The 21,118-nt window shown below is 46.3% G+C and carries 18 protein-coding genes and 1 tRNA gene; 8 read left to right on the forward strand and 11 right to left on the reverse strand.

The features are described from left to right. Positions 1-62 precede the first annotated feature (62 nt). The 10 genes from rpoB to deoC form a co-directional block, all read right to left on the reverse strand. Positions 63-4,088, reverse strand: coding sequence for a DNA-directed RNA polymerase subunit beta (gene rpoB / locus R3P39_RS12265; RefSeq protein ID WP_336567794.1), 4,026 nt, complete (start codon positions 4,086-4,088; stop codon positions 63-65). Between the two features lie 348 nt (positions 4,089-4,436). Next, positions 4,437-4,799: a 50S ribosomal protein L7/L12 gene (gene rplL, locus R3P39_RS12270; RefSeq protein ID WP_023400585.1), complete on the reverse strand. Its 363-nt coding sequence runs from the start codon at positions 4,797-4,799 to the stop codon at positions 4,437-4,439. 71 nt (positions 4,800-4,870) lie between these two features. Continuing rightward, on the reverse strand, positions 4,871-5,365 hold the full coding sequence (rplJ, locus tag R3P39_RS12275) for a 50S ribosomal protein L10 (protein WP_336567799.1): 495 nt from the start codon (positions 5,363-5,365) through the stop codon (positions 4,871-4,873). Between the two features lie 333 nt (positions 5,366-5,698). Then, positions 5,699-6,403 carry a 50S ribosomal protein L1 gene (gene rplA / locus R3P39_RS12280; RefSeq protein ID WP_336567800.1) on the reverse strand — a complete coding sequence of 235 codons (705 nt, stop codon included), beginning with the start codon at positions 6,401-6,403 and terminating at the stop codon, positions 5,699-5,701. 6 nt (positions 6,404-6,409) lie between these two features. Beyond that, positions 6,410-6,838, reverse strand: a complete 429-nt coding sequence (gene rplK / locus R3P39_RS12285) for a 50S ribosomal protein L11 (RefSeq protein ID WP_010387320.1) — start codon at positions 6,836-6,838, stop codon at positions 6,410-6,412. A gap of 166 nt (positions 6,839-7,004) precedes the next feature. Further along, on the reverse strand, positions 7,005-7,562 hold the full coding sequence (gene nusG, locus R3P39_RS12290; RefSeq protein ID WP_336567801.1) for a transcription termination/antitermination protein NusG: 558 nt from the start codon (positions 7,560-7,562) through the stop codon (positions 7,005-7,007). A 4-nt stretch (positions 7,563-7,566) separates the two neighbouring features. Further along, positions 7,567-7,944: a preprotein translocase subunit SecE gene (gene secE / locus R3P39_RS12295; protein ID WP_336567802.1), complete on the reverse strand. Its 378-nt coding sequence runs from the start codon at positions 7,942-7,944 to the stop codon at positions 7,567-7,569. 132 nt (positions 7,945-8,076) lie between these two features. Beyond that, positions 8,077-8,153: transfer RNA gene (locus R3P39_RS12300), tRNA-Trp, on the reverse strand. Between the two features lie 96 nt (positions 8,154-8,249). Next, positions 8,250-8,750, reverse strand: coding sequence for a hypothetical protein (locus R3P39_RS12305; RefSeq protein ID WP_336567803.1), 501 nt, complete (start codon positions 8,748-8,750; stop codon positions 8,250-8,252). Next, entirely contained in the window at positions 8,737-9,483 is a 747-nt protein-coding gene (gene deoC / locus R3P39_RS12310; RefSeq protein ID WP_336567804.1) for a deoxyribose-phosphate aldolase, read from the reverse strand. Before deoC ends, R3P39_RS12305 begins: the two co-directional genes overlap by 14 nt. Positions 9,484-9,839: 356 nt before the next feature. Here deoC and cysG point away from each other — a divergent pair, with 356 nt between their 5' ends. Genes cysG through cysQ form a run of 6 tightly spaced genes read left to right on the forward strand, consistent with a single transcriptional unit; the run spans position 9,840 to position 16,757 of the window. Further along, positions 9,840-11,261 (forward strand): siroheme synthase CysG, encoded by a 1,422-nt coding sequence (gene cysG / locus R3P39_RS12315; RefSeq protein WP_336567805.1) that lies wholly within the window; start codon positions 9,840-9,842, stop codon positions 11,259-11,261. A 40-nt stretch (positions 11,262-11,301) separates the two neighbouring features. Continuing rightward, entirely contained in the window at positions 11,302-12,201 is a 900-nt protein-coding gene (gene cysD / locus R3P39_RS12320; protein WP_336567806.1) for a sulfate adenylyltransferase subunit CysD, read from the forward strand. Further along, positions 12,201-13,613, forward strand: a complete 1,413-nt coding sequence (cysN, locus tag R3P39_RS12325; protein WP_336567807.1) for a sulfate adenylyltransferase subunit CysN — start codon at positions 12,201-12,203, stop codon at positions 13,611-13,613. Before cysD ends, cysN begins: the two co-directional genes overlap by 1 nt. A gap of 35 nt (positions 13,614-13,648) precedes the next feature. Further along, positions 13,649-15,373 carry an SLC13 family permease gene (locus tag R3P39_RS12330; protein ID WP_336569311.1) on the forward strand — a complete coding sequence of 575 codons (1,725 nt, stop codon included), beginning with the start codon at positions 13,649-13,651 and terminating at the stop codon, positions 15,371-15,373. Between the two features lie 11 nt (positions 15,374-15,384). Continuing rightward, positions 15,385-15,981 (forward strand): adenylyl-sulfate kinase, encoded by a 597-nt coding sequence (gene cysC / locus R3P39_RS12335; RefSeq protein WP_336567809.1) that lies wholly within the window; start codon positions 15,385-15,387, stop codon positions 15,979-15,981. A gap of 5 nt (positions 15,982-15,986) precedes the next feature. Continuing rightward, entirely contained in the window at positions 15,987-16,757 is a 771-nt protein-coding gene (gene cysQ, locus R3P39_RS12340; RefSeq protein ID WP_336567810.1) for a 3'(2'),5'-bisphosphate nucleotidase CysQ, read from the forward strand. Positions 16,758-16,844: 87 nt separating this feature from the next. Here the strand turns inward: cysQ and R3P39_RS12345 are convergent, their stop codons facing one another. Beyond that, positions 16,845-17,510: a hypothetical protein gene (locus tag R3P39_RS12345; protein ID WP_336567811.1), complete on the reverse strand. Its 666-nt coding sequence runs from the start codon at positions 17,508-17,510 to the stop codon at positions 16,845-16,847. Between the two features lie 208 nt (positions 17,511-17,718). Here R3P39_RS12345 and R3P39_RS12350 point away from each other — a divergent pair, with 208 nt between their 5' ends. Beyond that, positions 17,719-18,081 (forward strand): RNA-binding S4 domain-containing protein, encoded by a 363-nt coding sequence (locus R3P39_RS12350; protein ID WP_336567813.1) that lies wholly within the window; start codon positions 17,719-17,721, stop codon positions 18,079-18,081. A 185-nt stretch (positions 18,082-18,266) separates the two neighbouring features. Then, positions 18,267-21,008 (forward strand): aconitate hydratase AcnA, encoded by a 2,742-nt coding sequence (gene acnA, locus R3P39_RS12355; protein WP_336567815.1) that lies wholly within the window; start codon positions 18,267-18,269, stop codon positions 21,006-21,008. Positions 21,009-21,118: the final 110 nt, after the last annotated feature.

Below are 21,118 nucleotides of genomic sequence, written 5' to 3' on the forward strand. Positions count from 1 at the left end.
CTACATTCTTTTCAGTCCGGTTGCTGAGTCAGCAACGCCGCAGCGAACTGCGGCGGGTCGGATTAGCTTTCTTCCAACTCGATGTTGATACCTAGCGAGCGGATTTCTTTCAACAATACGTTGAACGACTCTGGCATACCCGGCTCCATCTTGTGGTTACCGTCAACGATGTTCTTATACATCTTAGTACGACCATTTACGTCATCCGACTTCACTGTCAACATTTCTTGTAGGGTGTAGGCAGCACCGTATGCTTCTAGTGCCCATACCTCCATCTCACCGAAACGCTGACCACCGAACTGCGCCTTACCACCCAGCGGCTGCTGAGTAACTAGGCTGTAAGAACCAGTTGAACGCGCGTGCATCTTATCATCAACCAAGTGGTTCAGTTTCAGCATATACATGTAACCAACTGTAACCTGACGCTCAAAAGCATCACCAGTACGGCCATCGTATAGCGTTACCTGACCGCTACGTGGATATCCACCTAGCTCTAGTAGGTCTTTGATTTCTGCTTCGCGAGCACCGTCAAACGCTGGAGTAGCGATTGGTAAACCACCTTTCAGGTTGGCCGCTAGTCGACGAACTTCGTCATCAGAGAAGTTGGCAATATCCACTTTCTGACGGCAGTCACCTACTTCGTAAGCTTTCTTAATGAATTCACGGAGCTCGTGGATTTCACGTTGCTCTTTCATCATTTCTTCAAGACGCTCACCAATACCACGTGCAGCTAGACCCATGTGAGTTTCAAGGATCTGACCGATGTTCATACGCGATGGTACACCTAGCGGGTTAAGTACGATGTCTACGGTACGACCTTTGTCATCGTAAGGCATGTCTTCAACCGGAACGATAGTTGAGATTACACCTTTGTTACCGTGACGACCGGCCATCTTATCACCTGGCTGGATACGACGTTTAACGGCTAAGTATACTTTTACAATTTTCAGTACGCCTGGTTGCAGATCGTCACCTTGAGTGATCTTACGACGTTTGTTTTCAAAACGCTTATCGTAATCTGCTTTCAACTCGTCGTACTGTGCTGCTAGTTGCTCAAGCTCTGCTTGATGCGCTTCGTCAGCTAGGCTTTGCGTCAATAGCTTCTCAACGTTTAAGCCGTTAAGCTGCTCTTCGCTCATGCCCGCTTTAACCAGTAGGTTACGCGCATGCGTTACAATACCGCCTTCAAGGATCTTGAACTCTTCGTTGAAGTCCTTCTTCGCTTCGCGAAGCTGCATTTCTTCAACCTCTAGCGCACGCTTATCTTTTTCAACGCCATCACGAGTAAAGACTTGTACGTCGATTACTGTACCAGACACTGAGTTTGGTACACGTAGTGAGCTGTCTTTTACATCAGACGCTTTCTCACCGAAGATAGCACGCAGTAGCTTCTCTTCTGGAGTTAGCTGCGTTTCGCCTTTCGGAGTTACTTTACCTACTAGGATATCGCCGCCTTTCACTTCAGCACCGATATAAACTACGCCAGACTCATCCAGCTTACCTAGTGCAGACTCACCCACATTCGGGATATCTGAAGTAATCTCTTCTGGACCTAACTTAGTATCACGAGCAATACACTGTAGTTCTTGGATGTGGATAGTCGTTAGACGATCTTCTTTTACAACGTTTTCTGAAAGTAGGATTGAATCCTCAAAGTTGTAACCATTCCAAGGCATGAACGCCACGCGTAAGTTCTGACCCAGTGCTAGGTCGCCAAGGTCTGTTGAAGGACCATCAGCAAGCACATCACCACGTACTACCGGCTCACCAACCATACAAGTTGGTTTTTGGTTAATACAAGTGTTTTGGTTTGAACGTGTGTATTTGGTTAAGTTATAGATGTCGATGCCTGCTTCACCAGGTACACGCTCATCTTCGTTAACGTTAACAACAATACGGCTAGCATCTGCGTATTTAACTGTACCGCCACGCTTAGCAACGATGGTTACACCAGAATCTTTCGCTAGTGTACGTTCGATACCAGTACCAACAAGCGGCTTATCCGCACGTAGTGTAGGCACTGCCTGACGTTGCATGTTCGATCCCATCAAGGCACGGTTAGCATCATCGTGTTCAAGGAATGGGATAAGCGCCGCTGCCACAGAGATAACCTGCTGTGGAGATACGTCCATATACTGAATGCTATCGCTTGGCATAAAGGTTGATTCACCTTTGAAACGACAAGGAATAAGCTCTTCAGCAAATTGGTTTTCATCCGTCAGTGTGGTGTTCGCCTGAGCGATTACAAACTGACCTTCTTCGATAGCTGATAAATAATCAACATCATCGGTTACTACGCCATTGACTACTTTACGGTATGGCGTCTCAAGGAAACCATAGTCGTTAGTACGCGCATAAGTAGAAAGCGAGTTAATTAGACCGATGTTTGGACCTTCCGGTGTTTCGATTGGACAAACACGACCGTAGTGCGTTACGTGTACGTCTCGAACCTCAAAACCAGCACGCTCACGAGTTAGACCACCCGGACCTAATGCAGAAATACGACGCTTGTGCGTTACTTCTGAAAGCGGGTTGTTCTGGTCCATAAACTGTGACAGCTGTGAAGAACCAAAGAATTCTTTTACTGCTGCAGAAATAGGCTTCGCATTGATCAAGTCTTGTGGCATTACGTTGTCTAAGTCGCCAAGACTTAAACGCTCACGTACAGCACGTTCAACACGTACTAGACCTACGCGGAATTGGTTTTCAGCCATTTCACCGACAGAACGAATACGACGGTTACCTAAGTGGTCGATGTCATCAACATCGCCTTTACCGTTACGGATGTCGATCAACACCTTCATCACGCTAACGATATCTTCTTTGCTCAGTGTACCTGGGCCAGTGTCAGAGTCGTAACCAACACGGCTGTTGAACTTCATACGACCTACAGTTGATAGATCATAGCGCTCATCAGAGAAGAATAGGTTGTCAAATAATGCTTCTGCAGCTTCTTTCGTTGGTGGCTCACCTGGGCGCATCATACGGTAGATTTCTACCAGCGCTTCTAAGCGGTTGCTAGTAGAGTCAATGCGAACTGTCTCAGACATGTAAGCACCGCTGTCTACTTCGTTGATGTACAGCGTTTCAATCTTAGTGTGACCCGCTTTCACCAACTCAGCCATTAGCTCAAGTGATAATTCAGTATTTGCTTCAGCAATCACTTCGCCCGTCGATTCATCGATGTAGTTTTTCGCAACTACACGGCCGATGATGTACTCATGCGGTACTTCGAGGGTATCGATGCCTTGCTTTTCAATATTTTTAATGTGGCGCGCAGTAATACGGCGGCCTTGTTCAACTATGACTTCACCGTCAGCATCTTTAATATCAAATGCTGCCGTTTCACCACGTAGGCGTGAAGGCACTAGTTCCATCAACACTTTGCCATCTTTTACTTCGAAACTGGTAGTATCGAAGAACATTGCCAGAATCTCTTCAGTAGAGAACTCAAGCGCACGCAAGATGATAGATGCTGGTAATTTACGGCGACGGTCAATACGAACGTAAAGGTTATCTTTAACGTCGAATTCAAAGTCAAGCCATGAACCACGGTAAGGGATCACGCGGGCGTTATATAACACCTTGCCTGATGAGTGAGATTTACCGCGGTCGTTATCAAAGAATACACCAGGTGAACGGTGTAGCTGAGAAACGATAACACGCTCAGTACCATTAATTACAAAAGTACCTGTGTCTGTCATGAGCGGGATTTCGCCCATGTAAACTTCTTGCTCTTTTATGTCTTTAACAGTGCCAGGCGCATCTTTGTCCATTAGCACAAGACGTAGTTTAACGCGAAGTGGAGCAGAATATGTCACACCGCGAATTTGACATTCTTTAACGTCAAATACTGGCTCGCCAATACGATAGCTGACGTATTGTAGCTCAGAGTTGCCCGAGTAGCTCTTGATAGGGAAAACAGAGCGGAATGCAGCTTCCAACCCAGTATCACCATCAGCGTCAGGCGCAATGAACTTATCGAACGATTCCAACTGCATTTGCAGTAGGAAAGGTATATCCAAAACCTGTGGACGTTTACCAAAATCCTTACGGATGCGTTTCTTTTCAGAATAAGAGTAAGCCATGGGGTTCCTCAGCTTGCTGATCTTTGACCCAACCTGTCCAAAATTGAACAGACTTCACTGGCATCTAAGCCATGATAACAACATCTAAATTGTCGCACCTAGATGATTCGTTGCGATTTATTTAACGGCAAATGCCATTCAATACAGCACGGTAACGTAATCAAATCGGTGTACTTCAAATGCCATCGCGATTTTCAACAAAAATGCATAACTTATTGAAAATTACGGTGAAATTCGAAGCTTTTTGCGCGATAGGAATACATCGCTCTATAGCGCAAAAGGGCCGGTGATTAAATAATCACCAGCCCTTGCCTGATTTCTCAGGCAGCGAACCTAGCAACAGCTAGATTACTTGATCTCAACTTCAGCACCAGCTTCTTCAAGATCTTTCTTAAGTGCTTCAGCTTCTTCCTTAGATACAGCTTCTTTGATAGGAGCTGGAGCAGACTCTACTAGAGCCTTAGCTTCTTTAAGGCCTAGACCTGTTGCGCCACGTACTGCTTTGATAGCAGCAACTTTGTTACCGCCAGCGCCAGCTAGGATAACGTCGAACTCAGTCTTTTCTTCAGCAGCTTCAGCAGGACCAGCAGCAACAACAGCAGCAGCTGCAGTTACGCCGAACTTCTCTTCCATTGCTTCAACTAGTTCAACAACTTCCATTACTGACATTTCAGCAATTGCGTCAAGGATTTGGTCTTTAGTTACAGACATTGCAAATTTCCTAATTATTTACGAACCCATGTGGTTCAAAAAAATTTAATGATGAAAGCAGAGGTGCTTGATTAAGCAGCTTGCTCAGCTTTCTGTGCGCGTACCGCTTCAATTGTTTTACACAATTTGCCAGCAGACGCTTCTTTCATAGCGCTCATTAAGCGTGCAACAGCTTCGTCGTAAGTAGGTAGCTTAGCAAGCATATCTACATCAACGATATTGCCTTCGTATGCAGCCGTCTTAAGTTCGAATGCTTCGTTCTTTTTCGCGAAATCAGCAAAGATACGCGCTGCAGCACCTGGGTGCTCAGAAGAGAACGCAATAAGGCTTGGGCCTTTAAGCGATTCGTTAAGACACTCATAATCAGTACCTTCGATAGCGCGACGAGCTAGAGTGTTACGAACAACTTTCATCCATACACCAGACTCACGAGCTTCTTTACGAAGGGCTGTGATAGCGTCAACTGTTACACCACGAGAATCTGCAACTACTGCAGATAGAGCACCTGTGGCAGCTTCGTTGACTTCAGCAACAATTGCCTTTTTGTCTTGAAGGTTTAAAGCCATGGGTGTTACTCCTGGTTTGTTGGGAAAAACTTCCCAGTTCTACTTTACTCCACCAAGGTGGAGCTGCTTTTTACGGCGAGAACCAGAAGATTAGGAAAATCTAGCTGGGATCACACCGTCTACGTAGGCAATTAATTAAGCAAAAGCAAGCCTTTGCACCTACGGTCTTGGACGGAAACGCAATTTATCGATTGATTGTAGACTAAAAAGTCCAGCCACTTTCGAAATTATGCGCTTCAACCCGAATTCTTTCTTTGTGAGAAAGTTAATTCTCTACAAAATGGCGCAAAATTATAGTCTAATTTTTGCGCCATGTAAACGCTAATCTCTAAATTATACTACTTGAGTATTTAGAGTAGCTTGGTCTAGAGCAACACCAGCACCCATGGTAGTAGAGATGCTTACTTTCTTCACGAAAGTACCTTTTGCAGTAGAAGGCTTAGCCTTCTTAAGCGCGATGATTAGCGCTTCAAGGTTTTCTTGAAGTTGGTTAGCTTCGAAGTCTACTTTACCAATTGTAGTGTGGATGATGCCGTTTTTGTCGTTACGGTAACGAACCTGACCCGCTTTAGCGTTCTTAACAGCTTCTGCAACGTTAGGTGTTACAGTGCCTGTTTTAGGGTTAGGCATAAGACCACGTGGACCTAGGATTTGACCTAGTTGACCAACAACGCGCATTGCATCTGGAGAAGCAACAACAACGTCAAAGTCCATCTCGCCTTTTTTAACTTGCTCAGCAAGGTCTTCCATACCAACTAAATCAGCACCAGCTTCTTTAGCAGCATCAGCGTTAGCACCTTGTGTAAATACCGCTACGCGAACTTCACGACCAGTACCGTGTGGTAGTACAGTTGCACCACGTACGTTTTGGTCTGATTTACGAGCATCGATACCTAGGTTTACAGCAACGTCAACACTTTCAACGAACTTAGCAGTAGCAAGTTCTTTAAGAAGAGCAACAGCTTCGTTGATTTCGTACTCTTTAGTGACATCCACTTTTTCGCGGATAGTACGCATACGCTTAGTTAATTTAGCCATTCTCTATTACCCCTCTACGTTCAAGCCCATTGCACGTGCAGAACCTGCAATCGTGCGTACAGCTGCGTCCATATCAGCAGCAGTTAGATCTGGACGTTTAGTCTCAACGATCTCTTCCAGTTGAGCACGTGTTACTGTACCAACTTTCTCAGTGTTAGGACGACCAGAACCAGACTTGATGCCTGCCGCCTTCTTAAGAAGGTAAGAAGCAGGTGGAGTCTTCATGTCGAAAGTGAATGAACGGTCATTGTAAACAGAAATGATTACAGGAACCGGTGCACCTTTCTCGATAGACTCTGTACGCGCGTTAAACGCTTTACAGAATTCCATGATGTTCACACCGTGTTGACCTAGTGCAGGACCTACTGGTGGACTAGGGTTAGCCATACCAGCAGCAACTTGTAGCTTGATTAGAGCTTCAACTTTTTTAGCCATGATAATACCTCAATTGTGGGTCTTTGCCTCGTGCGCGCGAGGACGCGTACTCAAACGGCTTCCCAGTTAATAATTCAGTCTTTTTGCCGCACGTTTTAGCGAGCAACAAAAAGGCCGCTGATTATAGATTAATCAGCGGCCTTTGACAACTTTTTCAAGTTAAAATTTATTTATCTTGCTCAACTTGGCCAAATTCTAAATCGACCGGCGTAGAACGACCAAAAATAAGTACTGACACTTTTAAGCGGCTCTTTTCGTAGTCTACTTCTTCCACCACACCGTTAAAGTCAGCAAATGGACCGTCAGTTACGCGAACCACTTCACCAGGCTCGAATAGAGTGGCTGGTTTCGGTGCTTCAGCATTCTCTTCTAGACGGTTAAGAATGCGATCTGCTTCTTTTTTGCTAATCGGAGCTGGGCGATCGGATGTACCACCAACAAACCCCATAACACGTGGCGTGCTGTTTACTAAGTGCCATGAAGCGTCGTTCATCACCATTTCCACCAGAACATAGCCTGGGAAGAACTTGCGCTCAGATTTACGCTTTTGACCAGCGCGCATCTCTACCACTTCTTCGGTTGGTACTAATACCTCACCAAAGTAGTCTTCCAAGCCTTCGATTTTGATGTGTTCAATAATTGTTTGAGCAACGCGTTTTTCGAAGCCTGAAAACGCTTGAATCACGTACCAACGTAATTTCTTTTCTTTGTTCTCATCCGACATGGGATCAGATCTCCAATCCAGTTAAAAAGCCAACGGCACGGAATAAAATGCCATCTAATCCCCATAGGATTAATGCCATGATAACGGTAGCAATAATCACGATAAACGTGGTGTGAGTTGCTTCCTGACGTGTTGGCCAAATGACCTTACGTACTTCAATTCTTGCTTCTTTGGCAAAGGCGATAAAGGTGCGGCCTTTTTCCGTTGTTGCCAAAATGCCAAGTCCGGCAGCAATTGCTACCACGACGCCAATAGCGCGTACTAAAACAGATAAATCGGCATATAGGTAATTACCAACTACAGCACCAGTTAGAAGTGCAATAGCAACCAGCCACTTTACCGTGTCCATCGAGCTTGACGAGTTTTCAACATTAGTGCTCATAATCAATTTTACCTTAAATACAGACACAACAACCCTGCATAAAACAGGGTAAATCCATTCAATCCAAATTTACAAATAAGCGACTTACCTGATTTTGGTCACGTTATTTTAAATGTGGACTTGTTGTTGAATTGGCAGGGGCGGCAGGACTCGAACCCGCAACCATCGGTTTTGGAGACCGCTGTTCTACCAATTGGAACTACGCCCCTGCAAAGTGGATGCCCATTATACTGACGAAGCAAACGAAAACAAGTGTAAAAGATATGCAAAGTGGCAATTAATCCCAACTTCTTGCTTAGGTGTTACTAGAAAAGTCTCAGTAAGCCGCCTTTATAAAAGTCACACAGCACCCAGACTTGCTCAAAGGGGTGACAATCCGGTATTTCCCAAGTCGCTTTTAAGTTCTCAAAGTCGCTAAAATGATAGATGGGGCTGGCGTTGCGGATCAGCAACCAGACGCGTTCAGAATCATAGCGTTTTTTTGCTTTTTGGTTGAGCAACCTCTGCAAACCGATGCACAAACGATCCTCACTGGCCGCCTGAGTCATTTTCGCCAGCTCAAGCTGAATAGGCAGGGACAATGGCCGACCAAGGACCGCCATTGCTTCTTTTTCGCTGGCATAGAAGTGTGCCACTTCTATGTCTAACTGCTGCTTACCTTGATAACAACTGACATCTGGCTTGTTGGGTTCGTTATGCCAAATGTGGCGCATGTGCACGCCAAATTGACTTTCATAACAGCGCAGAAACAGCTTCGCTGCTTCATGCTCTAGTTTTAACTTCTCAGCTTCACTATACCTTTGCATTCACAACCGCGGTAATATCTTGCAGCAAACTCGAAGCACCAAAGCGGAAATTTGCTGGAGTTAACCACTGTGGCCCCATGATGTCGGCGGCAAGCTGTAAATAGGTTTGTGCCTGTGCCACTGATTTTACCCCACCGGACGCCTTAAAGCCCACCGGTTTACCACTGGCTTTTATCGCCTTAAGCATCGCGCTTGCGGCCTCTGGTGTGGCGTTGGTGGCGACTTTACCGGTGCTGGTTTTAACAAAGTCTGCGCCGGCAACAATAGCCAAAGTGGTCGCTTCTTCAATGGTTTTGCTCTTCTCCAGCACTCCGCTTTCGATAATTACTTTAAGCTTAGCGCGACCGTTACAGCAGGCCTTACTCGAATGCACATACTGCCATGGCGTATCTGGGTCGCCGGCAATAAACTGCTGATAGGGCAACACTAAATCAATTTCATCCGCACCTGCTGCAATGGCTTGCTCCGTGTGCGCTAAAACTTGTGCTAAAGGCTCGGCTCCAGAGGGGAAGTTGGTCACTGTCGCCACTTTAATCGCTGACCAGCCTTTTTGTTGCAACTGCGCTTTTACTAGGCCCACAAACTGTGGGTAGACGCAAATTGCCGCAGGCAGTCCAACCTCAGGGTCAATGCTGTCTATTAATGCGGTGATGCTGTGTTCATCATCATTGTCGTTCAGCGATGTCAGATCCATCAAACTTAATGCCAGCTTGGCGTCTGCAACTAAAGTCATTCATTGTGTTCCTTTTACCATGGCTACAGCCCTCAGTTAAAATCATCGCAGCAGCAAGCAATAGGACAATTGTCCGCAATTAGGGTTACTTGCGACTGTTTTGCACTCATCGCTTCAGTTTAGCGGATTTGCATACCTCATAACCAAAGACTATATCAAGCTTTGGTGACATTGCTAGTCACTAAGCTACTGTGTAGCCTCAAAAAGCAACACGCCCGCCGTTAATATAACTTTTAGTTATAAAAGTTCGGTTTTAATTATTTTTTTAAACTCATGCTCCTCTATATGCTGCAGCAATAACGTTTCGGTCAGTGTTACCGATATTAATATAAGAGCGTAATGCGTGAGAGGTCACTGTGCAGTATTTGCCAATTTTTACCCGCTTAAAAAATAAACCCGTGTTGGTTGTCGGTGGTGGAGATGTTGCACTGCGTAAGTGTCGTGCCTTTTTAAAAGCCGAGGCCAATGTCACCTTAGTAGCGCCCGATTTTTGCCAAGAACTGCAATCGATGGCCGAACAAGGTGAGGTTACTCTCCGTCAGCAAAAGTTTATCGACTCAGATCTTGATAACGTCATGCTGGTTATTGCCGCTACCGACAACGACGCAGTGAACGAACAGGTGGCTGCACAGGCCGAAGCTCGTAACTTATTTGTAAATGTTGTCGATGACCAGCCCAAATGTGGTTTCATCTTTCCATCCATTGTCGACCGTAACCCCATCACTATTGCTATCTCTAGCGCGGGCACGGCTCCGGTATTGGCACGCAGATTACGAGAAAAACTGGAAACCTTAATCCCACAACATATTGGCCCGCTGGCACAACTGGTGGGCAGTTTTAGAGATAAAGTGAAAGCCCGTTTCAACCATTTTGCTGACCGCCGTCAGTTTTGGGAGTCAGTGTTTGATTCCAGCGTAGTCAGTGAGGTTCAGGCGGGTAATGATTCTCGAGCACAAGCTTTACTCAATGAGATGCTCTCAGCTCAGCCTGAACCTGAAGGAGAAGTGTACGTTGTCGGTGCAGGACCTGGCGACCCTGAACTCTTAACCTTAAAGGCACTGCAGTTGATGCAGCAAGCCGATGTTGTAGTTTATGATTATTTAGTTTCAGATGAAATTTTAGAATTGGTGCGCCGCGATGCCGACCTAGTTTGTGTGGGTAAAAAAGCAGGCCACCACAGTGTCAAGCAAGAACAAACCAATCAGATGTTGGTTGAGTTTGCTAAGCAGGGTAAAAAAGTCTGTCGCATTAAAGGCGGCGACCCGTTTATTTATGGCCGCGGTGGCGAAGAAGTGCAAGTATTAGCCGCTCATGGCGTGAAATATCAAATTGTGCCAGGGATCACGGCAGCTGCTGGGTGCAGTGCTTATGCCGGTATTCCACTAACGCACCGCGATCATGCTCAAGCAATTCAATTTGTTACCGGGCATTGCAAAAAAGAAGGCCAAGAGTTGGATTGGGCCAGCTTAGCGAAACCCAACCAAACTCTAGCGATTTATATGGGCGTAATAAAGTCGCCACATATTCAGCAGCAGCTGATCACCCATGGCCGCGCTGCAACGACTCCGGTGGCGATTGTGGAAAATGGCACCCGAAAATCACAACGCGTGATCACCACCCAGCTTGAGCAGTTGGCAGAGACCATCACTGAGCATCAGGTACAGTCTCCAGCGCTACTTATTATTGGTGAAGTGGCGTCATTGCACGCAGAACTGGCTTGGTTCAATAAGGAACAGCAAGTGAGTAGCTTTGCACAACCACTGACGCAAGTCGCATAGCTTTGGACAAGATAGTTAATTTTATTAGTAGGACATAAACATGGCTTTAACTCACCTCCAGCAATTAGAAGCGGAGAGTATCAAGATCATTCGCGAGGTTGCCGCAGAATTCGAAAACCCGGTGATGTTGTACTCGATTGGTAAAGACTCATCGGTTTTACTGCATTTGGCGCGTAAAGCATTTTACCCTGCCAAAATTCCATTTCCTTTGCTGCATGTCGATACCGACTGGAAGTTTCGTGAAATGATAGAGTTTCGCGACCGTTTAGCAAAAGAGTACAACTTTGAGCTTATCGTACATAAAAACCCTGAGGGGTTGGCGATGGGCGTTGGCCCCTTTACTCATGGCTCAGCCACTCACACTGACATCATGAAAACTCAAAGCCTTAAACAAGCGTTAGACAAGTACGGATTTGACGCCGCATTTGGCGGTGCTCGTCGTGACGAGGAAAAGTCGCGAGCAAAAGAGCGGGTCTACTCGTTCCGCGACAAACACCATCGCTGGGATCCGAAAAACCAGCGTCCAGAGCTGTGGAACAACTACAACGGTCAAATTAATGCCGGTGAAAGCATTCGCGTTTTCCCATTATCAAACTGGACCGAATTAGATATCTGGCAATACATTTACCAAGAGAACATCGAAATTGTGCCTTTGTATTTGTCGAAACCACGCCCTGTAGTAGAGCGAAACGGTACTCTGATCATGGTAGATGACGACCGCATGCCTCTGCATGAAGGTGAAGTGCCAGAAATGAAGTCGGTGCGCTTTAGAACGCTAGGCTGCTACCCGCTTACCGGCGCCGTCGAGTCAGAAGCGGATAGTCTCACTGGGATTATCGAAGAAATGTTATTGTCCACGTCATCAGAGCGTGAAGGCCGAGTTATCGACCATGATTCAGCAGGGTCCATGGAGAAGAAAAAACGTGAGGGGTATTTCTAATGTCAACGGCAAATGAAGTAAGAGAATTAGGCATAGAGAACTATTTAGCTCGCCAACAAGATAAAAGCCTATTGCGGATGATGACCTGTGGTAGTGTTGATGATGGTAAATCAACTCTGATTGGTCGCCTGCTCCACGACAGCCACATGATCTACGAAGATCAGTTAGCAGCGCTGCACAAAGACAACGAAAAGGTCGGTAATGCTGGTGAAGAGCTGGATCTTGCCTTATTGGTAGATGGCCTCCAAGCTGAGCGTGAGCAAGGCATTACCATTGATGTGGCTTATCGTTATTTTTCAACCGCGAAACGTAAGTTCATTATTGCTGATACCCCAGGGCACGAGCAGTACACACGCAACATGGTAACCGGTGCCTCGACTAGCGATGTCGCGATTATTTTGGTCGATGCCCGTTATGGTGTGCAAGTGCAAACTAAGCGTCACAGTTTTATTTGTGATTCACTGGGGATTAAACAGTTTGTTGTTGCCGTGAATAAAATGGACATCGTCGACTTTGATGAGCAGGTATTTGAGAAAATCAAAGCCGACTACCTAAAGTTTGCCGAGCAGCTAAACGTAACAGATATTCGCTTTGTGCCCATCTCAGCGCTAAAAGGCGATAATGTCGTTAATGCTTCAGAGCACACTCCTTATTATCAGGATAAACCCTTATTAGAGTTACTGGAAGACTCTCCTGCTGCGGAGCCTAACCATGGCTTTGAAGCGCGCTTCCCAGTGCAGTATGTGGTGCGACCTAATCTTGATTTTCGTGGCTTCCAAGGCACGCTGAGCTCTGGTAGTTTAACCGTAGGACAGGCAGTGAAAGTGCTTCCTTCTGGGAAAACGTCCACTATCAAAGAATTAGTGACATTCGATGGTAACCTCACCACGGCAGAAACCGGTCAAGCTTTCACCATTACTTTAAATGATGAAGTGGATGTCAGCCGCGGTGATGTCATTGTCGCTGCCGACTCAAGTGCTAAAGTGAGTAACCAACTGACGGCAAAACTGGTTTGGATGCATGAGCAACCATTAGAGCTTGGCAAAAGCTATAACTTTAAGCTAGGTAGCAAAAAGACCACCGCCACTATCAAGGAAATAAAACACACCATTGATGTTAATACCCTTGAACATGGCAGTGCCGATAGCCTAGCGCTTAATGAAATTGCGATTGTGACTGTTGAACTAAGCGAAAGCTTGGTTATCGACGAGTACATCAATAACCCACAAACGGGGGCATTTATCCTTATCGACCGCCTGTCAAACCTGACCATAGGGGCCGGCATGGTAGAGCAAGTCGAAGCGCAATCAGATGCAGCAAAAACGCAATTTAGCGATTTTGAGGTTGAGTTTAATGCTTTGGTACGTAAGCACTTCCCACACTGGCAAGCGCTTGATATTACAAAACTCTAACGTGCACGAATGCCTGTTAGTTGAGGATTGACATGATTTTGGAACAAGTCATTTTAACAGGCATTATGCTCGCTTTGGTGATCAGCCTTTTTGCCACACGGATTAACGCTGCGTGGCTTTTCTCTGGCGCCATTGCAACGAGCTATCTAACTGGGCTGATTGACCTTGAGTCGATGTTAGTGAATTATGCCAACCCCTCTTTGATCACCCTAGTCTTGTTGATTTTAGTCTCCATCGCGATTGAAAAGACCACCTTAGTGAGAAAACTCGCACAGTCTATGGCGCTAGGCAGTCTTGCCAAAGCGGTATTGAAACTGGGATTATCAACGGCGTTTTTGTCTTCTTTTACCAATAATACTGCCGTCGTGGCGTCGCTCATCACCACCGTCAAAGAAAGTAAAACTCATGCCCCCTCGAAACTACTGTTGCCGCTCTCTTATACGGCGATACTGGGCGGCACTTTGACCTTGATAGGTACTTCCACCAACCTAATCGTTAATGGTTTTGCCGTTGAGGCAGGCATGGCACCACTGGGCTTTTTTGACTTTACCTTAGTGGGTGCCGCGGTATTAATCGTCGGACTTATCACCATCACGGTGATGCTAAAGTACCTGCCAGATAATGGTAAAAATGACGATGAAGTGGTGCCTTTCTATTTAGAAGGCCGAGTTGAACCAAGCTCAAAATTGGTGGGTAGAACCGTAGAAGAGAATGGCTTGAGGGATCTCAAAGATATCTTCTTAGCTGAAATTATTCGCGGTGATAGACGCATTTGCGCCGTTACTCCCCAGCAAGAAATTCTAGCGGGCGATCTTCTGTTATTTGTCGGAGATATTAACTCAGTTCCACTATTACAGCGCTTTGATGGCCTTAAAATTGTTCACGATAAGCACGAGAAAGATGTCGAGCACTTAGTCGAAGTAGTGGTCAGTCAATCGTCACGCTTTTTAGGCAAAACCATCAAGGAAATCCGTTTCCGTGAGCAGTTCCATGCCGCTATTATCGCTGTACGCCGCGGCCATGACCGTCTCCAAGGCGGTATAGGGCAAGTGCAACTTCAAGCGGGAGACTCGTTGATCCTCGCCCCTAGCAGCGACTTTTATGCCCTACCCAACTTAAAGCGGGAGTTCGTTTATATTTCAGGGTTAGATTTACAGACCCACCTCTCCACCACGAAATCGAACACCGTACTGGCTAGCTTTGCTACGGTAGTGGGGTTAAGCATCTTTAGTATTGTGCCGCTAGTAAAAGGCCTAATGGTGCTATTGGCGGCGCTAGTGTTACTAGGCACCATCAAAGTCCCTGAAATGAAACGACGTTTTCCCATCGAATTAGTGGCCATTGTCGGCAGTGCCATCGGGCTGGCTAAGCTGATGATCGACACTGGTCTCGCCGCTGAAATTTCCTCGGGTTTGTTATGGCTGTTGGGCGACTTTGGCCCTTATGGCGCATTTATTGCCATCTTTGTCATGACCGTGGTGTTTACCGAGCTCATTACCAATAATGCCGCCTCGGCACTTTCTTTCCCGGTGGCATTTGCTTTAGCCTCTGGGTTTAACGTTGACCCATTACCGTTTGTTATGGCGGTGGCGTTTGGGGCATCGGCGAGTTTTATCTCACCCTTTGGCTATCAAACCAACCTTATGGTGTATAGCGCCGGCAACTATCGTATTCGTGACTATGTCACCATGGGGGTGCCCTTGTCGCTGATATACTCCGCCACCGTGTTGATTGTGATCCCTTGGGTATTTCCTTTTTAGAGAAGTAGATAATGGACAAAAATATTGTTTGGCATAACTATGCTGTAAATAAAGCGCAACGCACCGAGATCAAGGGTCATAAGCCTTGTATTTTATGGTTCACCGGATACTCAGGCTCAGGCAAAAGCACGGTTGCCAATGCCTTAGAGCATGCACTTCATGAGCAAGGTGTGCATACCTACTTGTTAGATGGCGACAACGTTCGCCATGGTTTATGTAAAGACTTAGGGTTTAGCGATGCCGACCGCGTGGAAAACATCCGCCGCGTAGGTGAACTCAGTAAGCTGATGGTGGATGCTGGACTGATGGTGCTGACGGCATTTATCTCGCCGTTTCAAGCCGAGCGCGACATGGTCCGGGCTCTGGTCGACGACGCTGAGTTTATTGAAGTGTTTCTCGATACCCCGCTTGAAGTGTGTGAGCAACGTGATCCTAAAGGTCTGTATAAAAAAGCGCGAGCCGGTGAAATTAAACACTTTACCGGCATTGATTCTGACTATGAACCCCCTATTCGCCCTGAAATATGTTTAAATACAGCTGAACATTCGTTAGACACGTCTGTGCAACAACTAATAAACTATTTACAGTCACGCAAAATCATAGGGTAAGTCACATGAATCATACGGATCTGCTAGAAGAAGTACTCAACCTCAGCATTCGCGCCGGCGATGCTATCATGGAAATTTATGCCAAAGACTTTACCGTTGAGTATAAGGAAGATGAAAGCCCGGTGACCGATGCCGATCTGGCAGCCCATAAAATCATCGTTGCAGGTCTATCTGAGCTGACCCCACAGTTACCGATTTTAAGTGAAGAAAACGCCAGCATTGATTGGCAAGAGCGCCAACAATGGCAACAATATTGGCTGGTCGATCCAATTGATGGCACAAAAGAGTTTATCAAAAAAAATGGTGAGTTCACCGTTAACATCGCTCTGATTGACAATGGCAAGCCGATCCTAGGCGTGGTGCATGCTCCTGCACTGAATGAAAGTTACTTAGCTGAGCAAAGTATTGGCGCATTTAAACAAATGGGCGAAGCCAGAATTGAATTAAAAGTGACGCACAAACCCAATCAAGGGCTCATTAAGGTGGTTGGCTCTCGCTCTCATCCATCGCCTGACTTGGCTGCTTACTTAGAGCGGTTTGAGCAAGTGGATATGGTGCCAAAAGGCAGTTCACTAAAGTTGTGCTTAGTCGCAGAAGGCCAAGCCGATGTCTATCCACGGCTAGGTCCCACCTGCGAATGGGATACCGGAGCCGGTCATGCCGTGGCCGCTATTGCCGGTGCCACAGTAACACAATTGGATGGTAGCCCTCTGCTTTATAACCAAAAAGCAGAATACCTTAATCCTTACTTTGTGGTATCACGACTCAGCGATTAATACTCACTCAGTTTAGCCGGTTTGGTTCCTGTTCACCGGCTTATTTTTAGGGCCATGGAGCGCCACAAAAACTTCGCATTGCTCCTCTTAATCAGCCAATATCACTTGCAAATCACAATTAAACAAGGGAATAGGCCACGAGCCTTTTGTCATTCTTGAAAACGTTTTAGCCGGTTTTGGTCCTTGCAAGGTCTGAATCGTATGGTCGCGCACCCGATACACTTGTTGCATTGGGTAACTTGCTTCCTCTGGTAACCACTTCAGTGTTAAGTGGTTTTTTTCATAGCGCCAATGACCATGATAACTCGTCCCAATCTGCTGCCATTTACCATCGGGAAACAGGCGCAGTTGAATGGAATCATCCTGACACTGATGAGCAAATAATAAGTTTGGCAGTTCCTGCAGCTCCCTACTCTGTACTAAATAGAGGCCAGCATTGTTGCTCGTATAGCGATGTCCTTCAGTGTTAAACTCAGAGATCACAACCGAATTAAAGCCGATGCTTCGCACTATGTTTTCTACTTTTAGGATCCAAGGCTCAGTGGTAGCCATTGGAGAGATATTTAAGCGTGCTCCCTGATATTTTTTCGGCACAGGGAGACGAGTGAAGCGGTAATTAATTTCATGCTGCTCGAGTTGCTCTAATAGTTGTTCTTTGTTTTTTTGTTTTAGCCCAGCCTCAAAAATATGCAGTGTTGGTGCACTACTGCAACCACTTAATAGAAATAGGGAAAGAGCGAATAAGTTTCTCATTTGTTTTCCTTAACTTATGCTGATTAAAGCCACATTTTTTCATGTAGCGTATCATATAAAGTAACAATAAAGGGATATAAGCCCCCTGCAATGCTATAAGCTTATCTATAGGTGATGGGATCGCTGCAAAAATTGTTCGTCACTTGGTACTGGAATTTTATATACTAGTCCTTAGTATTCGGTTAGACAGAAAAGTTTGGAGCACACAGTGGAAGATGGTTTTATTGAAATTGAGTTAGAAGAAGAGCCCATTGAGCTTTGTAATTTACTCAAAGTGCTCGACTTAGCTGAGACCGGTGGCCATGCAAAGTTATTGATCACAGAAGGATATGTGGCGGTGAATCACGAACTTTGCCAGCAAAAGCGCAGAAAAATCTATTCTGGCGATATTCTTCATTTTGATGGTGACGAGTTTCATTTAACGCTATCGCCCGATGCCACTCCCCAACCGCGAGCGGTTGCTACGCCGCAGCCAGAAAAGGCCAGCAGTAAGAAAAAAAGTAAGAAACAAGGTAAATCTTACACACAGGTTGACAAAAATACAGGCCGTAAACCCATCTCATTTGGTTAACAGCAGCCACCATAAAAGCGCTTTATTACCAATAAAAGTGCACATCAGACCCACTAATGTGCACTGATAGCTTGAAAAATGGCCCTTTCGCCACTAGGACTAATTAAGTACAAAAAAACATCAACAACTAAGTTGGTACAGTCCATGCAGCCGTCCCTGCATTATAACAAAGGAAAGGGTTAATCATGAGTAATACGTATAACACCTTGACGCAGCTCACGGTAGGTGACCGTCAAGTTCATATCCATTCATTACCGGCGCTGAGCGACAGAGCAGCCCGTCTCCCCTTCTCATTAAAAATTCTGTTAGAAAACTTACTCCGTCATGAAGACGGCAAAAACGTCAAAGCAGAAGACATTGACGCCTTACTCAACTGGAAGCCGGAAGAAAAACCCAGCAAAGAAGTGGCATTTACCCCTTCTCGAGTGGTGATGCAGGACTTTACCGGTGTGCCAGCAATTGTTGACTTAGCCGCCATGCGTGACGCCATGGCCAAGCTGGGCGGTGTTCCCAACAAGATTAACCCACTTTCACCTGCTGAAATGGTTATCGACCACTCGGTGCAAGTGGATGAATATGGTCATGATGGCGCATTTGATCTCAATGCCAAATTAGAATACCAACGCAATAAAGAACGTTATGAATTTTTACGCTGGGGGCAAGGCGCTTTTGATAATTTAAAAGTGGTGCCACCTGCTACTGGGATTGTCCACCAAGTTAACTTGGAATACCTCGCTCGAGTGGTGTTTGAAAAATACATCGATGGCATGCCATTCGCTTACCCAGATACCCTAGTGGGAACAGACTCTCATACCACCATGATCAATGGCTTAGGGATCCTCGGCTGGGGCGTGGGTGGCATTGAAGCCGAAGCAGCCATGCTCGGTCAGCCTATTTCTTTACTGATCCCACAGGTCGTCGGCTTTAAACTTGAAGGTCAGCTTCCTGAGGGCACCACCGCCACCGATTTAGTCTTAACCGTCACCGAGATGCTGCGCAAGCATGGTGTGGTAGGCAAGTTTGTTGAGTTTTTCGGTGACGGTCTTGCAGAGCTGCCACTGGCCGATCGCGCCACCATTGCCAACATGGCACCAGAATATGGTGCCACTTGCGGTATCTTCCCTATCGATGAAGAAACCTTAGAGTATCTGCGTTTAACCAATCGCGATGATGAAAAAATCGATTTAATTGAGGGCTATGCGAAACACCAAGGCCTATGGCGTAACCCCGGTGATGAGCCGTTGTACACTGACGTTCTAACCCTTGATTTAAGTACTGTCGTGCCAAGCCTAGCTGGCCCTAAACGGCCCCAAGACCGCATTCCATTGGATGATGCCGGCAGTGTGATTAGTGCACACATGGGCGAGTTCCAACATGAACGCAGTGAGAAAAAGACCGAAGCTGAAGCCGATCAAGATGAAAGTCGAACGGTTGCAGAAGGTGGCGCATCGAAAGTGGATCAACAAGAGCCCGCGACCTTAGGAGTTGGTAAAGTAAATTATAAAGACCAACAATTCGAACTCGTAGACGGCGCCTGCGTAATTGCCGCCATTACCAGTTGCACCAACACCTCTAATCCCAGCGTAATTTTAGCGGCAGGTCTGGTGGCACAAAAAGCCAAAGAACTTGGGCTAAAACCTAAGCCTTGGGTTAAAACCTCATTAGCACCGGGTTCTAAAGTGGTAACAGACTACTTAGAAAAGTCTGGACTACTATCACCCTTAGCCGAACTTGGCTTTGACCTAGTGGGCTACGGCTGTACCACCTGTATTGGTAACTCAGGACCGTTACCAAAAGAAATCAACGATGCCATTGTGAAACATCAACTGGTGGTGAGTTCAGTACTGTCTGGCAACCGTAACTTTGAAGGCCGGATCCACCAAGACGTAAAAATGAACTTCTTGGCTTCACCACCTTTGGTTGTTGCCTATGCACTAGCGGGGCGCACTGACATCGATGTTTATAACGAACCTTTATGTGAAACCGCAGAGGGCAAAGCCGTTTACCTAAAAGACATTTGGCCATCGGTCAGTGAGGTCAGTGAGCTAGTATCAAAAACCGTAACCAAAGAAATGTTCCAGAAAAACTATGCTGATGTCTATCAGGGTGATAAGCACTGGCAACAAATCGCGGTCAATGAAAGCGAGCAGTATGAATGGCAGGATAACTCCACCTACATTCGCAAAGCGCCTTTCTTTGATGATATGAGCAAAGAGCCGCCAGGCATTCCAAGTATTCGTGGTGCTCGCTGTTTAGCCAAGCTAGGTGACTCTGTGACCACCGATCACATTTCGCCTGCAGGTAATATTAAAGCCACCGCACCAGCGGGTGAATACCTGCAAGAACAGGGTGTTAAGCAGTCCGACTTTAACTCCTATGGCTCTCGTCGTGGTAACCATGAGGTAATGATGCGCGGCACCTTCGCCAATGTGCGCCTGCGTAACCAGTTAGCACCTGGTACTGAGGGTGGTATTACACGATTGCTGCCAGAAGGTGAACTAATGAGTATTTTCGACGCCGCTGAGCACTATAAGCAGCGCAATACGCCGTTAGTGGTGCTGGCTGGCAGTGAGTATGGTACAGGCTCTTCCCGTGACTGGGCAGCAAAAGGCTCATTGCTATTAGGCATTAAAGCGGTGTTAGCGAAAAGCTACGAACGAATTCACCGCTCCAACTTAATTGGCATGGGTGTCTTGCCATTACAGTTCAAACCCGATCAAGGCCACGAGGAGCTTGGTCTCAATGGTGAAGAAGAGTTTACCATTGAGGGCATTTACGATACCGCAACAGAGGTAGTGGTAACGGCCACCAAGCCCGATGGTGAAGAAATTGAGTTTGCCGCGGACATTCGTATTGATACCCCCAAAGAGTGGGAGTATTACCAGCATGGCGGTATATTACAGTATGTCTTACGACAAATGCTGTAGCAGGATGGGGGTGACGTTGTCGCCCCTTATTGCCCATAGCACTGCCACCCTAAACACCGACCATCCTACCTACTGGCATCCCAGATTAAAAACAGGCAAAGTAGCAACCA

It is taken from the genome of Pseudoalteromonas sp. UG3-2, from assembly GCF_037120705.1.
GTDB lineage: Bacteria > Pseudomonadota > Gammaproteobacteria > Enterobacterales > Alteromonadaceae > Pseudoalteromonas.

What these genes read in the sequence shown, in the direction of transcription:
- cysQ (WP_336567810.1), top strand. Translation starts at nt 15,987, where the DNA reads ATGAATCATACGGATCTGCTAGAAGAAGTACTCAACCTCAGCATTCGC.
- rplK (WP_010387320.1), bottom strand. Translation starts at nt 6,838, where the DNA reads ATGGCTAAAAAAGTTGAAGCTCTAATCAAGCTACAAGTTGCTGCTGGT.
- cysN (WP_336567807.1), top strand. Translation starts at nt 12,201, where the DNA reads ATGTCAACGGCAAATGAAGTAAGAGAATTAGGCATAGAGAACTATTTA.
- nusG (WP_336567801.1), bottom strand. Translation starts at nt 7,562, where the DNA reads ATGTCGGATGAGAACAAAGAAAAGAAATTACGTTGGTACGTGATTCAA.
- rpoB (WP_336567794.1), bottom strand. Translation starts at nt 4,088, where the DNA reads ATGGCTTACTCTTATTCTGAAAAGAAACGCATCCGTAAGGATTTTGGT.
- R3P39_RS12345 (WP_336567811.1), bottom strand. Translation starts at nt 17,510, where the DNA reads ATGAGAAACTTATTCGCTCTTTCCCTATTTCTATTAAGTGGTTGCAGT.
- rplJ (WP_336567799.1), bottom strand. Translation starts at nt 5,365, where the DNA reads ATGGCTTTAAACCTTCAAGACAAAAAGGCAATTGTTGCTGAAGTCAAC.
- secE (WP_336567802.1), bottom strand. Translation starts at nt 7,944, where the DNA reads ATGAGCACTAATGTTGAAAACTCGTCAAGCTCGATGGACACGGTAAAG.
- acnA (WP_336567815.1), top strand. Translation starts at nt 18,267, where the DNA reads ATGAGTAATACGTATAACACCTTGACGCAGCTCACGGTAGGTGACCGT.
- cysD (WP_336567806.1), top strand. Translation starts at nt 11,302, where the DNA reads ATGGCTTTAACTCACCTCCAGCAATTAGAAGCGGAGAGTATCAAGATC.
- deoC (WP_336567804.1), bottom strand. Translation starts at nt 9,483, where the DNA reads ATGACTTTAGTTGCAGACGCCAAGCTGGCATTAAGTTTGATGGATCTG.
- rplL (WP_023400585.1), bottom strand. Translation starts at nt 4,799, where the DNA reads ATGTCTGTAACTAAAGACCAAATCCTTGACGCAATTGCTGAAATGTCA.
- R3P39_RS12305 (WP_336567803.1), bottom strand. Translation starts at nt 8,750, where the DNA reads ATGCAAAGGTATAGTGAAGCTGAGAAGTTAAAACTAGAGCATGAAGCA.
- rplA (WP_336567800.1), bottom strand. Translation starts at nt 6,403, where the DNA reads ATGGCTAAATTAACTAAGCGTATGCGTACTATCCGCGAAAAAGTGGAT.
- cysC (WP_336567809.1), top strand. Translation starts at nt 15,385, where the DNA reads ATGGACAAAAATATTGTTTGGCATAACTATGCTGTAAATAAAGCGCAA.